Annotated in this window: 16 protein-coding genes; 12 read left to right on the top strand and 4 right to left on the bottom strand. The window is 63.0% G+C overall.

The annotated features are described in order from the left end of the window. Positions 1 to 10: 10 nt before the first annotated feature. Together AACY45_RS18995 and olsB are read right to left on the bottom strand one after the other, a co-directional pair. On the bottom strand, positions 11 to 805 hold the full coding sequence (locus AACY45_RS18995; RefSeq protein WP_339546873.1) for a lysophospholipid acyltransferase family protein: 795 nt from the start codon (positions 803 to 805) through the stop codon (positions 11 to 13). Next, positions 805 to 1560, bottom strand: a complete 756-nt coding sequence (olsB, locus tag AACY45_RS18990) for an L-ornithine N(alpha)-acyltransferase (RefSeq protein WP_339546872.1) — start codon at positions 1558 to 1560, stop codon at positions 805 to 807. Before olsB ends, AACY45_RS18995 begins: the two co-directional genes overlap by 1 nt. Positions 1561 to 1700: 140 nt before the next feature. On the opposite strand from olsB, the gene AACY45_RS18985 reads away from it, so the two are divergent. The 5 genes from AACY45_RS18985 to AACY45_RS18965 all read left to right on the top strand — a co-directional run bounded on the left by AACY45_RS18985 (position 1701) and on the right by AACY45_RS18965 (position 5873). Next, on the top strand, positions 1701 to 2582 hold the full coding sequence (locus tag AACY45_RS18985) for an acyl-CoA dehydrogenase (protein WP_339546871.1): 882 nt from the start codon (positions 1701 to 1703) through the stop codon (positions 2580 to 2582). Between the two features lie 54 nt (positions 2583 to 2636). Beyond that, entirely contained in the window at positions 2637 to 3731 is a 1095-nt protein-coding gene (locus AACY45_RS18980; RefSeq protein WP_339546870.1) for a serine hydrolase domain-containing protein, read from the top strand. Beyond that, positions 3728 to 4054, top strand: coding sequence for an amidase (locus tag AACY45_RS18975; RefSeq protein WP_339546869.1), 327 nt, complete (start codon positions 3728 to 3730; stop codon positions 4052 to 4054). The genes AACY45_RS18980 and AACY45_RS18975 overlap by 4 nt, the downstream gene beginning before the upstream one ends. Positions 4055 to 4123: 69 nt before the next feature. Next, positions 4124 to 4714 carry a YceI family protein gene (locus tag AACY45_RS18970; RefSeq protein WP_339546868.1) on the top strand — a complete coding sequence of 197 codons (591 nt, stop codon included), beginning with the start codon at positions 4124 to 4126 and terminating at the stop codon, positions 4712 to 4714. A gap of 1 nt (position 4715) precedes the next feature. After that, positions 4716 to 5873: a phospholipase D-like domain-containing protein gene (locus AACY45_RS18965; RefSeq protein WP_339546867.1), complete on the top strand. Its 1158-nt coding sequence runs from the start codon at positions 4716 to 4718 to the stop codon at positions 5871 to 5873. Between the two features lie 73 nt (positions 5874 to 5946). Here the strand turns inward: AACY45_RS18965 and bglX are convergent, their stop codons facing one another. Beyond that, entirely contained in the window at positions 5947 to 8238 is a 2292-nt protein-coding gene (gene bglX / locus AACY45_RS18960; protein WP_339546866.1) for a beta-glucosidase BglX, read from the bottom strand. 231 nt (positions 8239 to 8469) lie between these two features. On the opposite strand from bglX, the gene AACY45_RS18955 reads away from it, so the two are divergent. From AACY45_RS18955 to AACY45_RS18940, 4 genes are all read left to right on the top strand, one after another. After that, positions 8470 to 9078: a LemA family protein gene (locus tag AACY45_RS18955; RefSeq protein WP_339546865.1), complete on the top strand. Its 609-nt coding sequence runs from the start codon at positions 8470 to 8472 to the stop codon at positions 9076 to 9078. A gap of 21 nt (positions 9079 to 9099) precedes the next feature. After that, entirely contained in the window at positions 9100 to 9825 is a 726-nt protein-coding gene (locus AACY45_RS18950; RefSeq protein ID WP_339546864.1) for a TPM domain-containing protein, read from the top strand. 28 nt (positions 9826 to 9853) lie between these two features. Beyond that, the gene (locus AACY45_RS18945) at positions 9854 to 10471 is read left to right on the top strand and encodes a TPM domain-containing protein (RefSeq protein WP_339546863.1); all 618 of its coding nucleotides are present in this window, start codon (positions 9854 to 9856) and stop codon (positions 10469 to 10471) included. 107 nt (positions 10472 to 10578) lie between these two features. Next, a complete protein-coding gene (locus AACY45_RS18940; RefSeq protein ID WP_339546862.1) occupies positions 10579 to 11793 on the top strand; it encodes a class I SAM-dependent methyltransferase in 1215 nt (404 codons plus the stop codon). A gap of 62 nt (positions 11794 to 11855) precedes the next feature. Here the strand turns inward: AACY45_RS18940 and AACY45_RS18935 are convergent, their stop codons facing one another. Next, on the bottom strand, positions 11856 to 12755 hold the full coding sequence (locus tag AACY45_RS18935) for a DMT family transporter (RefSeq protein WP_339546861.1): 900 nt from the start codon (positions 12753 to 12755) through the stop codon (positions 11856 to 11858). 196 nt (positions 12756 to 12951) lie between these two features. On the opposite strand from AACY45_RS18935, the gene AACY45_RS18930 reads away from it, so the two are divergent. From AACY45_RS18930 to AACY45_RS18920, 3 genes are read left to right on the top strand one after another with little or no spacing between them, the layout of a single operon-like run. Continuing rightward, positions 12952 to 13533, top strand: a complete 582-nt coding sequence (locus AACY45_RS18930; protein ID WP_166592869.1) for a DJ-1/PfpI family protein — start codon at positions 12952 to 12954, stop codon at positions 13531 to 13533. A gap of 14 nt (positions 13534 to 13547) precedes the next feature. Continuing rightward, positions 13548 to 13853, top strand: a complete 306-nt coding sequence (locus AACY45_RS18925) for a ribbon-helix-helix domain-containing protein (protein ID WP_339546860.1) — start codon at positions 13548 to 13550, stop codon at positions 13851 to 13853. A 57-nt stretch (positions 13854 to 13910) separates the two neighbouring features. Beyond that, positions 13911 to 14255: a YegP family protein gene (locus AACY45_RS18920; RefSeq protein ID WP_095167075.1), complete on the top strand. Its 345-nt coding sequence runs from the start codon at positions 13911 to 13913 to the stop codon at positions 14253 to 14255. The last annotated feature ends 57 nt before the right edge of the window (positions 14256 to 14312 follow it).

The following is a 14312-nucleotide window of genomic DNA, read 5'->3' as shown; positions in this document are numbered from 1 at the left end:
CTTTTGGGGCTCAGGCCGCGATCAACTCACCCGCAGGTCTTGGTCGTGCCGGTTGTGCCACTTCACCAAACAAGGCGTTGTGCACCGCTTGCTGGGCGGCAAACGCCAGGGCGGCGCGTTCCTGGCCGTGACAGGTTATGGGCTTGAGCAGGTGGATGTGTACGTCGCCCTGATCATGGGCGAACAGGCGCATCAGGTGCGACAGCAGGTCGTCATCGCCGATGAAGGGGGCCAGGGGGTCGAGCTGCCCGTCGCGCAGGTAACGGATCGCCACCGGTTGCAGGGCGACATCGGCGTCGATGGCGGCCGAGAGCAGGCGGCCGTGGAAGGTGCGCAGCGAGCGACCATCGGTGGTGGTGCCTTCGGGGAACATCAGCAGCGGATGTTGCTGTTGCAGGTGGCGGCTCATCTGCTTGCGAATCAACTGGCTGTCGCCCGCGCCGCGCCGGATGAACAGGCTGCCGGCCTTGGCAGCGAGCCAGCCGGCGACCGGCCAGGTGCGCACTTCGGCCTTGGACAGGAAAGACAGCGGGGTAAGCATGCCCAGCAGGGGAATGTCGGTCCAGGATACGTGGTTACTGACCCAGAGCATCGGTTGGTGCGGCAATTGCCCGTGCACCGTCACGCGAAAGGGCAGGGCGCGGCTCAAGCGCTTCATGAAAAACCGCGACCAGCGTTGGCGCCGCAGCATCGAGTTGGCCACCCCCAAGCGCTCGAACAGGCCGAATACACAGGCCATGCTCAAGCCGAGCGCCACCACCATCAACACCCTGGCCACCCGCGCGTACACCCGCAAGCGGCTCATTACACGGCCGCCTTGAAGTGCTTGGCGTACCGTGGGCACAGCTCATCGCGCTTGAGCAGGATGAACACATCGGCGACCTGGAAGTCTTCGTCCCAGCACGGCTCGCCACAGATCTTCGCGCCCAGGCGCATGTAGGCCTTGAGCAAGGGCGGCATTTCGGCAATCACGTTGGACGGGATGTCGAGGCTGGGCAGCGGCTTTTTCGGTTCGGCGCGCAGGTGCTCGGTGCACAGGTAGCGCTCGCGCAGGCGCTGCATGATCGCGTGGGCCTGGATCCCGCCGTCCTGCATCGGAATGCTCGCGCAGCCCATCAGGTAACTGTAGCCACCCTGGTTCAGGACTTCGGCCAGTTCTCCCCACAGCACGGCGATGGTGCCGCCGTTGCGGTATGCCGGGTCGACGCAGGTGCGGCCGATTTCCAGGATCGGTCCTTGCAGGTGCACCAGGCCATGCAGGCTGAATTCCTCTTCACTGTAGAAACGCCCCAGGCTGCTCGCCGCCGTGTGGTCGAGCAGGCGGGTAGTCGCCACCAGGTGTCCGGTGTTCAGGTCCCGCACGCCGATGTGGCTGCAGTGAACATCGTAGTCATCCATGTCCAGACCCACTTCCGCGCCTTTGAGCTTGGCGTTGAACTCACCGCTAAAGACATTGAAGCGCAGGGCCTGGGCTTGCTGCAGGGCCTCGGCACCGATCAGGCGTTCGGCTTGCAGGCGGCGTTCAGTGCCGGTGTCGCGGATGCAGGCGATCTGGGTCATGGCGAATCTCCGTACGGGCTGCTCACCCGTCGTGGGTTGCAGTCGATCGACTTTGTTGTGCAAAGTCAGGCTATGTAGCCCCGGTGTCATCGCCATGAAGCTTTGGTGATGCTTGTATGACAGCCCTTGAGGAGCCGTATATGCCTTGGCAAGCCCTGTTGAACTGCCGCACACGATTGCCCGCAAACCCCGACCTGGCCGAGGGTTACGCCCGACTGCTGGAAACCTTGGGGGCGGTGACGCCGTTCGAATTGGCCGTGCGCGGCGCACGTTTGATGGCCACACCCGGCTGGGCATTTCTGGTGGGTTACCAGGCTGCCTTGCGCATGTTGTGGCCCAGCGCCCCCCTGAGCCTCGGGGCGTTGTGTGCGACCGAACAGCGCAGCCTGCGCCCGGCGGACATGCAAACCCGCCTGAGTGATCTGCGCCTGAGCGGGCGCAAGGATTTCGTCACCGCCGGCGACGCGGCGGACTGGCTGCTGATTGCCGCTCGCAGCGAAGAGCCGGGCCAGTCCCCGCGCTTGAGCCTGGCGGTGGTGTATCCCGGTGAACCGGGAGTGCGCCTGGAGAAACTGCCCGCCATCCCCTTGATGCCGGACATCAGCCACGGCCGGCTGTTGCTTGATGGCGCCTTGTGCGAACGGCTGGCCGGCGATGGCTGGGATGCCTACGTCAAACCCTTCCGCACCCTGGAAGACCTGTATGTGCTCAGCGCCCTGTGCGCCTGGCTCTATGGCGTCGGCCAGGACAGCGACTGGCCGCAGGCCCTGCAACTGAAGTTGCTGGCGCTGCTGGCCGGGTGCGCCGAGGTCAGCCGGCAACCGCCCAACAGCAGCGCCGGGCATGTCCTGCTCGGTGGCCTGTTCGCCCAGTTCGACGGCTTGCAGGGCGCGCTGGATGAAGCCTTTGCCGATGGCCCGCCACAGTGGGCGAGCGCGTGGACGCGCGATCGTGCGGTGCTCGACCTGGCAGCGGGCGCACGGGCCAAGCGCTTGGCCAAGGCGTTGGCGGGGCCCTTGTAGAATTGTCACCTATCTGGACTAGGCTCAGCAGGTTCTTCCTGCCGAGCCCCTACCATGTTCAAAGGCGTGTCCCTGCTGTTGATGGTGTTGTGCAGTTGCACGGTGACTGCACAGAACTGGCCCGCCGAGCAATGGGCGCCAGGTCCACCCGGTAGTGCTCCGGCGCTGGCAGCGCTGGAGGACTACGCCTTTGCCGACCGAGACGAGGTCACCCGCGCGGGCATCCGCACCGATGCCTTGCTGGTGATCCGCGACGGCCAACTGGTCTATGAGCGTTACGCCGGCGGCACGACGGCCGACACCCCGCACCTGACTTGGTCGGTCAGCAAAAGCCTGATGGCCGCCGTGCTGGGCGTGGCCTATGGCGAAGGCCGGTTCACCTTGCAGGACCCGGTGGCGACGTTCTTACCTGCCTTGATGCCCCATCCGCGGATCAGCTTCGCCGATCTGCTGCACTGGGCGTCAGGGCTGGACTGGCAGGAAGACTATGAATACGCCCCCTTGAACTCATCGGTGGTGGCCATGCTGTACACCCGCGGGCACACCGATATGGCGGGCTTCACCGCCGCGCATCCGGCATTCGGCGCACCCGGGCAGCACTTTCGTTATTCCAGTGGCGACAGCAACCTGCTGTCTGCGGCGCTGAAAAACATCCTGGGTGCCCAGCGTTACGCTGACTATCCCTGGACCGCACTGTTCGAACCCCTGGGCATTCGCAGCGCGGTGTGGGAGCGCGACGCCACGGGCACCTTTGTCGCCTCCTCCTACGCCTACATGACCGCCCGTGACCTGGCACGCATCGGTCTGCTGATGCAGCGCCAGGGCCGTTGGGGCGAGCGCCAGTTGTTGCCAGCCGAGTGGGTCGCCTTCAACCTCCAGCCCTTCGCCCACTACCAGGCCAATCAGGATGCTGCCGTACCGGGCGGCCATTGGTGGCTCAATCGCGCGGTGGAGGGGGCGCCGCGGCCCTGGCCCGACGTGCCACCCGACAGCTTCGCCGCCTTGGGCCATTGGGGGCAGGCGCTGTACGTGCTGCCCGCAGAGAACCTGGTGATCGTGCGGTATGCCGATGATCGTGATGGCAGTTACCGCCACAACGAATTGCTCAAGCGGGTCCAGGCCGCCTTCCCAGCGCAGGTATGGCCATGACCCGGAATCTTGTGCGGCGCCGGCCGCTGCTCAGCCTGCTGCTGGTGCTGATAGTGCTGTTACTGGGTTGGGGCTGGCAGCAGCGGGTGGCCTTATCGGCGTTCCCCGACATCCTCAGCGCCTACACCGCCAAGGAGTACTGCTCCTGTCGTTATGTGGCCGGTCAGTCGGCGCCGTATTGCCAGGGGTACGTCAAGCAGTACCTGCCCATCAGCGGTTTTGTCGATGACCTCGAGCACAAGCAGGTCACGGCCAGCGGCCTGGGACGCACGCACACCGCCCGTTGGCTGGGTGTGCGCGAGGGCTGTCGGCTGTTTCCTTGATCTTCTAGGTTTGCAATCGGCACCGGGCCAGTTAAGGTTCGTTCAGGTTTATCGGCCCCACGAGTGTCTATGTTCAACCGCTCCCTCTATAAAGCAGTCGCGTTCTCGCTGCTGGCCGGCTGCGCCGCGTCGGCCCAGGCCAATTGGTACCTGGACGGCGAGTCCTCACGCCTGTCGTTTATCTCCACCAAGAACACCCATGGCTCCGAGGTCCAGCGCTTTTTGGTGCTGCACGGCAAGGTCGATCCCAAGGGCCTGGCGCAAGTCGAAGTCGAGCTGGACTCGATCAACAGTGGCATCCCGCTGCGTGATGAGCGCATGCGCAAGGAGCTGTTCGAGATCGAGTCGTTTCCCGACGCGTTGATCACCACCCAGATCGACCTGCGGCCGATCAACGACCTGGCCCCCGGGGCGCAGCTGGAATTGCGCCTGCCATTGACCGTCAGCCTGCACGGCAAACAGCATCGCTACGACGCCGAGCTGCTGGCGACCCGCCTCGATGATCGGCGCTTCCAGGTGGTGACCCTGGAGCCGGTGGTGATCAGCGCCGCGGATTTCGACCTGGTGCCCGGGCTGGAACGGCTGCGCAAGCTGGCCGACCTGGCGGCCATCAGTCTGTCGGTACCGGTGGGCGCGGTACTGATTTTCACGGCGCGCTGACATGGCCGGCGCGGTGTTCCCGTGGCGTGACGGCAACCGCTTTGAATTGCTGATCGACGGCCCGCAGTTCTTCCCGCGCATGTTGCAGGCGATTGCCAATGCCCGGGACCAGGTCGAACTGGAACTCTACCTGGTGGAGGCGGGTGCCTGCGCCGAGGCCATGGTGCAAGCACTGGTGCAGGCCGCCGAGCGCGGCGTGCGGGTGCGCTGCCTGTTCGATGACTATGGCAGCCTGGCCTTCACCCTGGGCTTGCGCCGTCGCCTGAGCGAGGCCGGCGTCGAGCTGCGCCTGTACAACCGCCTGAGCTGGCGCCGCTGGGTGCGCAACCTGTACCGCGACCACCGCAAGCTACTGTTGGTCGACCAGGCGCTGGCGGTGGTCGGTGGCACCGGGGTCACGGATGAGTTCTGGACGCCGGGCCACGACAGCAGCGAATGGCATGAGGTGATGGTGGAAATCAGCGGCCCGCTGGTGCACGACTGGCAGGCGCTGTTCGATCGCCAATGGCTTGCCAACCGCCACCGTCGCGCCTGGAAGCCGGCCTCGGACTTCGGTCTGCCGCGCCTGCCCCGGGTGCCGCCGATGGGAGAAGGGATGGGCCGGGTGGCCTACGCCGACGCCGGCCAGCACCGCGACATTCTGCAATCGCTGTTCCGTGCCCTCAACAGCGGCCAGCGGCGGATCTGGCTGGCGACTCCGTATTTCTTGCCGACCTGGAAAATCCGCCGCTCCTTGCGCAAGGCCGCCGCCCGGGGCATCGATGTGCGCCTGCTGCTGACCGGACCACGCACCGATCACCCTTCGGTGCGGTATGCCGGGCATCGTTATTACCCGCGGTTGCTCAAGGCAGGGGTAAAAATCTTCGAGTACCAGCCGTGTTTCCTGCACCTGAAAATGGTTCTGGTGGATGACTGGGTGAGCATTGGCTCCTGCAATTTCGATCACTGGAACCTGCGCTTCAATCTGGAAGCCAACCTTGAGGCCCTCGACACTGGCCTGACCCAGGCGGTAGCGGCGAGTTTCGAGCGGGACTTCACCCTGAGCCAACAGGTCAGTCTGGAGGAATGGCAACGCCGGCCATTGTGGCGTCGGATCAAGCAGCGGATGTGGGGATGGGTGGATCGGGTGGTGGTGAACCTGCTGGATCGGCGGGGCTGAAGCCCAGCCTTGCCAACACCCAGAACCCCTGTGGGAGCAGACCGGCTCCCACAGGGTGATGTTGCCTTTGCGGTCAGAGCAATTCGAAGCTCTGCTGCGTCACCGCCTCTGAATCCAGGCCGATCTGCACGTTGAACTTGCCAGGTTCGGCTGCGTACTTGAGCTGGGTGTTGTAGAACTTCAGGTCGTCCTCTTCGATGCTGAAATGCACGACTTTCTGTTCGCCGGCCTTGAGCAGCACTTTCTGGAAGTCCTTGAGCTCCTTGATCGGGCGGATCATCGACCCGGTCTCGTCCTGGATGTACAACTGCACCACGGTTTCGCCGTCACGCTTGCCGGTGTTCTTGATCGTCACACTGGCGTCGATCTTGCCGGTCTTGTTCAGCGTGGTCGACGACAGCGCCATCTCCGACAGGCTGAACTGGGTGTAGCTCAGGCCATAACCGAACGGGTAGAGCGGGCCGGTGGTGTCATCGAAGTACTGCGAGGTGTAGTTGCCCGGCTTGCCCGGCGTGAACGGACGGCCGATGGTCAGGTGGTTGTAGTAGGTCGGAATCTGCCCCACCGAACGCGGGAAGCTGATTGGCAGCTTGCCGGACGGGTTGTAGTCGCCGAACAGTACATCGGCGATGGCATTGCCGCCTTCGGTGCCACTGAACCAGGTTTCAAGGATGGCGTCGGCTTGTTCGTTCTCCTCGAGAATGGTCAGCGGCCGGCCGTTCATCAGCACCAGCACCAAGGGTTTGCCGGTGGCCTTGAGCGCCTTGATCAGCTCGCGCTGGTTGGCGGGAAGGTTGAGGTCGGTGCGGCTCGAGGATTCGTGGGACATGCCCCGGGACTCGCCCACGGCGGCCACAATCACATCGGCCTGCTGCGCGGCTTTCACCGCTTCATCGATCAGCACCTGCGCCGAACGTGGGTCATCGACCACTTCCGGGGCATCGAAGTTGAGGAAGTTCAGGTAGTCGACGACTTTCTTGTCCGAGGTGATGTTGGCGCCTCGGGCATAACGCAGGGTGGCCTGGTTGCCGAGGGTGCGGGTCATGCCGTCGAACAGCGTCACCGATTGCGCCGGACGCCCGGCGGCGGCCCAACTGCCCATCATGTCGATCGGCGCCTTGGCCAGCGGTCCGACCAGGACAATGTTCGCGGTTTTCTTCAGCGGCAGGGTTTCGTTGTGGTTCTTCAGCAACACCAGGCTGCGGCGCGCCACGTCCCGGGCTTCGGCACGGTGCAGGCGGCTGTCGGCATAGGTGTCGACCGGGTCATCCTCGGCCTTGCCGATGCGCAGGTACGGGTCCCGGAACAGGCCCATGTCGTACTTGGCGCCCAGCACTTCACGCACGGCATTGTCGATGTCGCTCTGCTCGATCTCGCCGGACTTCAGCAAGCCTGGCAGTTCCTTGCCGTATAGGGTGTCGTTCATGCTCATGGCGATGCCGGCCTTGATCGCCAGCTTCGCCGCTTCGCGACCGTCGCGGGCCACGCCGTGCTTGATCAACTCGAAAATCGCGCCGTGGTCACTCACCGCCAGGCCCTTGAAGCCCCACTCCTTGCGCAGCAGGTCCTGCATCAGCCACAGGTTGGCCGTGGCTGGAATGCCGTTGATCGAGTTCAGTGCCACCATCACCCCGCCTGCGCCGGCGTCGATGGCCGCGCGGTACGGTGGCAGGTAGTCCTGGTACATCTTCACCGGACTCATGTCGACGGTGTTGTAGTCACGCCCGCCTTCGACCGCGCCGTACAGGGCGAAGTGCTTGACGCTGGCCATGATGTTGTCGGCGCCGATCAGGCCGGTGCCCTGGTAGGCCTTGACCATCACCTGGGCAATGCGTGACACCAGGTAGGTGTCTTCGCCGAACCCTTCGGAGGTGCGGCCCCAGCGAGGATCGCGGGAGATATCGACCATTGGCGCGAAGGTGATGTCGAGGCTGTCGGCGGCGGCTTCCTTGGCGGCAATGCGCGCGCTCAGGCCAATGGCGTCCATGTCCCAGCTCGAGGCCAGGGCCAGGGGAATCGGGAAAATCGTGCGGTGGCCGTGGATCACGTCATAGGCGAAGAACATCGGGATCTTCAGCCGGCTGCGCATGGCCGCGTCCTGCATCGGCCGGTTTTCCGGGCGAGTGATGGAGTTGAACGTGCCTCCGATGTTACCGGCGGCGATTTCCTTGCGGATCATCTCGCGGGGCATTTCCGGGCCGATGCTGATCAGGCGCAACTGGCCGATCTTTTCGTCCAGGGTCATCTGCTTCATCAGGTTGCTGACGAACGCGTCCTTGTTCTCAATGGGGGCAGGCGTGGTATCGGCCATTACCGAGTGACTGACCAGGCCGATGGCCAGGCTCAGCAAACACAGCTTCTTCATGAATAGTTTTCTCAAACGCTAAAACGACGGTCAGCGATACGCATCGGGTCAGCCAAAATTTAGGGAGCGACTATTGTTGTGTGGGTAAATGCAGCACACTTCGGAACTCTTTGTTCGCGCTGGGCATCTTTTAGCCGATTGGCGAGATGCAATCCAGTGGCGGGGGCAGATTAAGTCCCCAGAGGTTCAATTGAAGGCTGCCGGTCTATTTCCATCAGGAGCATCACTGACATGAATGTACAACAACGCTATCGTTCGGCCTGGCAAGTCACGGTTGTGATGCTGCTGACCTCGGTTCTGGCCGGCTGCGGCATCAACACCATTCCTACCCTCGACGAGCAGGTCAAGGCGGCCTGGTCGCAAGTGCAGAACCAGTACCAGCGGCGCGCCGACCTGATTCCCAACCTGGTGGAAACGGTCAAGGGCTATGCCAAGCATGAACAGGACACCCTGACCGCCGTGATCGAAGCGCGAGCCAAGGCCACCTCGATCCAGGTGGACGCCAGCACCCTGGACAATCCGGAAAAACTCAAACAGTTCCAACAGGCCCAAGATGGCTTGAGCGGTGCGCTCAGCCGTTTGATGGTGGTGTCCGAACGGTATCCGGACCTCAAAGCCAACCAAAACTTCCTGGCCTTGCAATCCCAGCTGGAAGGCACGGAAAACCGCATCAGCGTGGCCCGTCGTGACTTTATCGCGGCCGTGCAGGCCTACAACACCGAGATCCGCACCTTCCCCGGTCGCCTGTGGCATAGCGTGATGTACAGCGACCTGCCGATCCGCGAGACCTTCGAGGCCACCAGCCCCGACGCCGACAAAGCACCGCAAGTGAAGTTCTGATTACGCTTCAATGAGGTGTCGATGCGTGTATTACGGATAGGCCTGGCGCTGTGGCTCCTGGCATGTGTGACCACCGTCCAGGCGGCGCTGACGTTTCCCGCGCTGACTGGCCGGGTGGTAGACGCCGCCCAGATGATCGACCCGGCTGTACGCGAACAACTGACTCAACAGTTGCAGGCGCTGGAGCAGACCCGCGGCGACCAGATCGTGGTGGTCACCGTACCCGACCTGCAAGGCCTGCCCATCGAGGACTACGGTTATCAATTGGGCCGCCACTGGGGGATCGGCCAGAAGGGCAAGGACAACGGCGCATTGCTGATCGTCGCCCGGGATGAGCGCAAATTGCGCATCGAAGTCGGCTATGGCCTGGAAGGCGTGCTGACCGACGCGCAGTCCTGGGTGATCATCAACCAGGTGATCGCGCCGGCATTCAAGAGCGGCAACTACAGCAAAGGCATCAGCGACGGTGTCGCGGCGATGCTGCAGGTGGTGGGCGGCGACCCGCTGGCTGTACCGGCCCATGTGGCGGACGCCAATTTTGCCAAGGAAAATCCGGCGTTCTCCATCGGCTTCTTCGTGCTGCTGCTGATCGTGTTGTGGTTGTGCAATCGCATGGGGTTACCAGTGGGCGCGATTCTTCTCGCCATTCTCAGCAGCAGTGGACGTGGCGGCGGGGGAGGCGGTGGCGGTGGCTTCAGAGGTGGCGGTGGTGGTTTCGGCGGTGGCGGGGCCTCGGGCGGCTGGTAATGACAATAACTCAAGAGCATCTGCAACCATGGCATTACTGAGCGAACACGAACAACGCCAGGTCGCCGAAGCGATCGCCAAGGTCGAACAACAGACCGACGCGGAGCTGGTGACCGTGCTGGCGGCCCGGGCCGACGACTACGCCTACATCCCTTTGCTGTGGGCCAGCCTGTTGGCACTGGTGGTGCCGGGGATCATTCATTACCTGTTCGGCTGGATGAGCATGTACACCTTGCTGCTGGCGCAGTGGGCGACCTTCATTGTGTTCTGCCTACTGTTTCGTCTGCCGAAGATCACCACCCGGCTGATTCCGCGTTCCGTGCGGCACTGGCGAGCGTCGAACCTGGCGCGCCGGCAGTTCCTGGAGCAGAACCTGCACCACACCGTGGGCAGTACCGGCATCCTGATTTTTGTCTGCGAGGCCGAGCGCTACGTGGAAATCCTGGTGGACGAGGGTATTTCCAGCCGCCTGGACAACAGCCGTTGGGACGCCATCGTCGCGGCTTTCACCCAGCAGGTGAAACAGGGCCAGACCTTGCAGGGATTCGTGACCTGCATCGAGGCCTGTGGCGAGCTGCTCAAGGTGCATGTGCCGGTGACCCATGCGCGCAATGAGCTGCCGAACCGCCTGGTGGTGCTGGGCTGATTGTTGGGTGCGGGGCACCGTTGGGTAAATTACTGCGTGTCCCGACGGGCCATCCCCCCTAAAATACCCGCCATTTCCTGATTCGCACCCCCCGAGGCGCTTTTTCCATGTCCGTCACCGCAACTCCCGCCAGCCTCACGCCTGATCATCACGGGCAATTCATCGAGCTGTTGAGCAGCAGCCTGGCGCAGAACGCCTTCATCAAGCTGGTGCTGGCCAAGTACGTCGGCGACGAAGCGGACCTGCAGCGCATCATCATCAAGCAACTGACGGTCAAGGAGCAGCCGTGCCTGTCCTTCGTCTACCGCTACAAGACTCGCGACATCACCAAGAACTTCTCCCTGGCCGATGGCGTAGCGGCGATTGCCGAACTGTTGCCGGTGTCGTTCAAGAACGCGCACCTGCTGTCGCTGACCGATGAGGCGCAACTTGAATACAGCAAGAAGGGCAAGAGCTCGCTGTTCAAGAGCAAACCCCAGCAACTGCGCGAAGTGCCATCGGCCGAACATAACCGCGAGAAAAACCGCTTCCTGGACCTCAGCCGACCGTTCCTCGCCGACCTTGGGGTGACCAATAAGCAGCACGAGCTGATCCCGGCGATGTCGCGCAAGTGGAAGCAGATCAACAAGTTCATCGAGGTCTTCAGCCATGCCCTGACCTCCTCGCCACTGGCGCTGGACAAACCGGTGCGCGTGGCGGACTTCGGCTCGGGCAAGGGCTACCTGACCTTTGCCATTCACGATTACCTGCGCAACACCCTCAAGGCCGAGGGCGAAGTGACCGGGGTCGAGCTGCGCGAGGAAATGGTCAACCTGTGCAATGCCGCGGCGGCCAAGCTGCAGCACCCGGGGCTGGTGTTCAAGTGCGGCGACGTGCGCAGCGTGGCGCCGAGCAAGCTGGACGTGATGATTGCCCTGCATGCCTGCGACATTGCCACCGACTACGCGATCCACACGGGCATCCGTTCCGGAGCGTCGATCATCATGTGCTCGCCGTGCTGCCACAAACAGATCCGCCTGCAGATCCAGAGCCCGGCGCTGCTCAAACCGATGCTGCAATACGGCCTGCACCTGGGCCAGCAGGCAGAAATGGTCACCGACAGCTTGCGTGCGTTGTTCCTCGAAGCCTGCGGTTACGAGACCAAGGTGTTCGAGTTCATCTCACTGGACCACACCAACAAAAACAAGATGATCCTCGCGGTCAAGCGCGCCGAGCCGGTGGACCCGGCCCCGCTGCTGCAAAAGATCGAGGAACTCAAGGCGTTCTACCACATCAGCGAACATTGCCTGGAAACCTTGCTGCGGGCTGATGGCTACCTGTGACCCCGTGATTCTGTGGGGGAGAGCCGCGATGGCGGACTGACATTCAACATCGATGTTGATTGTTACGGCCCCTTCGCGAGCAAGCTCGCTCCTACATTGATCGCGGTCTTGCGGCCCAGCATCACCGTGACGATCACTCCGGCGGCAAACAGCCAGGTAATGGGTTCGATGTGCTCACCGAAGAACAGCGCTGAAAACGCGATGGTGAAGAAGATCTGCAGCAACTGGATTTGACTGACTCGGGCAATCCCCCCCATGGCCAACCCGGCGTACCAGGCAAAAAAGCCCAGGAACTGCGAGAACAGCGAGACGTAGCCAAAGGCCCACCAGGTCCTGGCGCTGACCGCACCTTGATGCTGCAGGGCCAGGTACAGCACCGGGCCGATCAACAGCGGTGTCGACAGCACCAGGGCCCAGCAGATCACCTGCCAGCCCCCCATCTCCTTGGCCAGCCGCCCGCCCTCGGCGTACCCCAGGCCGCCCACGGCAATGGCGCCGAGCATCAGCAAGTCACCCGCCTGAATGCTGCCTGCGCCGCTGATCAGCGCGTAGCCCAACACCAGCGCACTGCCCAGCGCAGCGCAGGCCCAGAAAGCTTTTGAGGGGCGCTCATGGGACAGCCACGCGGCGTACAGCGCCACGCACAGCGGTTGCAAGCCATTGACCAGCGCCCCATGGGACGCCGGCAAGGTTTGCATGGCCCAGGCCGAGAGCACCGGAAAACCGAGTATCACCCCGGCAATCACCAGAGTCAGGCCCTTGATCTGCTTCCAGGTCGGCCACTTTTCTCGACGCCAGAGCAGCAGCGCCGCGGCCGGAATGGCGGCGAACAGGGCGCGCCCCAGACTGTTGAGCAAGGGGTGCAGCTCTTGCACCACGATCCGGGTGAAGGGCAGGGTCAGGCTGAAGATGATGACGCCCAGCAGGCCCAGGGCCATGCCGGTGTTTTCGCGCGAGGACATAACGGCAACCAGAGTCGAAGGTGGCGGGAAGTGTCTTCATCTAGCCACAAAGCCGGGCGATTGCGCTGGAACAGCTAGGCACGGACTTATCCGTACAGTTGCAGGCACCGTAGTAGCGGGGTGTTACCCAGCCTCTGGGATTAGGACTACCTTAAACACTCTTTCTGCCCACGTTGTACCCAGAGGAGTCCTCCCCATGGCTGCAAAAAAGATTCTGATGCTGGTTGGCGATTACGTCGAAGACTACGAAGTGATGGTGCCGTTCCAGGCGCTGCTGATGGTCGGTCACACGGTGCATGCGGTGTGCCCGGACAAGACTGCCGGGCAGACCGTGCGTACGGCGATTCATGACTTCGAAGGCGACCAGACCTACAGCGAAAAGCCCGGTCACCTGTTTGCCCTGAACTTCGACTTTGCCCAGGTCGAGGCCGCCGATTACGACGCCCTGCTGGTACCGGGCGGGCGTGCGCCGGAGTACCTGCGCCTGAATGAGAAAGTCCTGCAACTGGTGCGCGCCTTCGACCAGGCCGGCAAGCCGATTGCCGCGGTCTGTCATGGCGCGCAGTTGCTGGCGGCGGCGGGCATCCTGGAAGGGCGTGAATGCAGCGCTTACCCGGCCTGTGCCCCGGAAGTGCGCCTGGCCGGTGGCACGTTCATCGATATCCCCGTGACCCAAGGCCACGTTCAGGGCAATCTGGCCACGGCGCCGGCCTGGCCGGCCCACCCAAGCTGGCTGGCCGGTTTCCTCGGCCTGCTGGGCACGACCATCACCTTGTAAATAGAGGCCTGTCCATGTGCGAGCTGTACGTCAAAGCCGATCCGATTTTGTACGAGTCACGCTCGCGCTCGCTGCGTATCTGTGGGGTGGTGACCACGCTGCGCCTGGAGAACCAGTTCTGGGACATCCTCAGCGAAATCGCCGAGGTCGACGGCATGACCACCAACCAGTTGGTCGCCAAGCTCTATGAAGAGGTGATGGATTACCGCGGCGAAGTGGTGAACTTCGCCTCGTTCCTGCGGGTCAGTTGCACCCGTTACCTGAGCCAGCGGCGCAGCGGCTCGCCGGAGTTGTCGGTGGTGCGCGCGGTGGTGAAGTAGGGCGGCGTGGTCTTTACTCTGAAGCGCGCAATCTTTTAATCGCCAAGGAGCACCAGCATGTCCGGATGGTACGAGTTGAGTAAAAGCAGCAATGGTCAGTTCCGCTTTGTGCTGAAAGCGGCCAATGCTGAAACCATTCTCACCAGCGAGCTGTACACCACCCGGGCGGCCGCCGAGGGTGGCATTGCTTCGGTCCAGAGCAATAGCCCGCTGGATGAGCGCTACGAGAAAAAGTCCACTAAGGACGGGCATCCTTACTTCAACCTCAAGGCTGCCAACCATCAGGTCATCGGCAGCAGCGAGGCCTATTCCTCGGAGGCCGCGCGGGACAAGGGCATTGCCAGCGTCAAGACCAACGGCCCGACCACGGTCATCAAGGACAAGACCCTGCCGGTGCTGTGAAACCCTCTGGAGCAGCAGCCGGACGGCGTTCTGCTTGCGCGTGATGGAGGTCAACGA

It is taken from the genome of Pseudomonas sp. RA_35y_Pfl2_P32, from assembly GCF_963970735.1.
Lineage (GTDB): Bacteria > Pseudomonadota > Gammaproteobacteria > Pseudomonadales > Pseudomonadaceae > Aquipseudomonas.
Note: the sequence above shows the minus strand (reverse complement) of the source record. Positions and strands in the feature narration are given on the sequence as shown.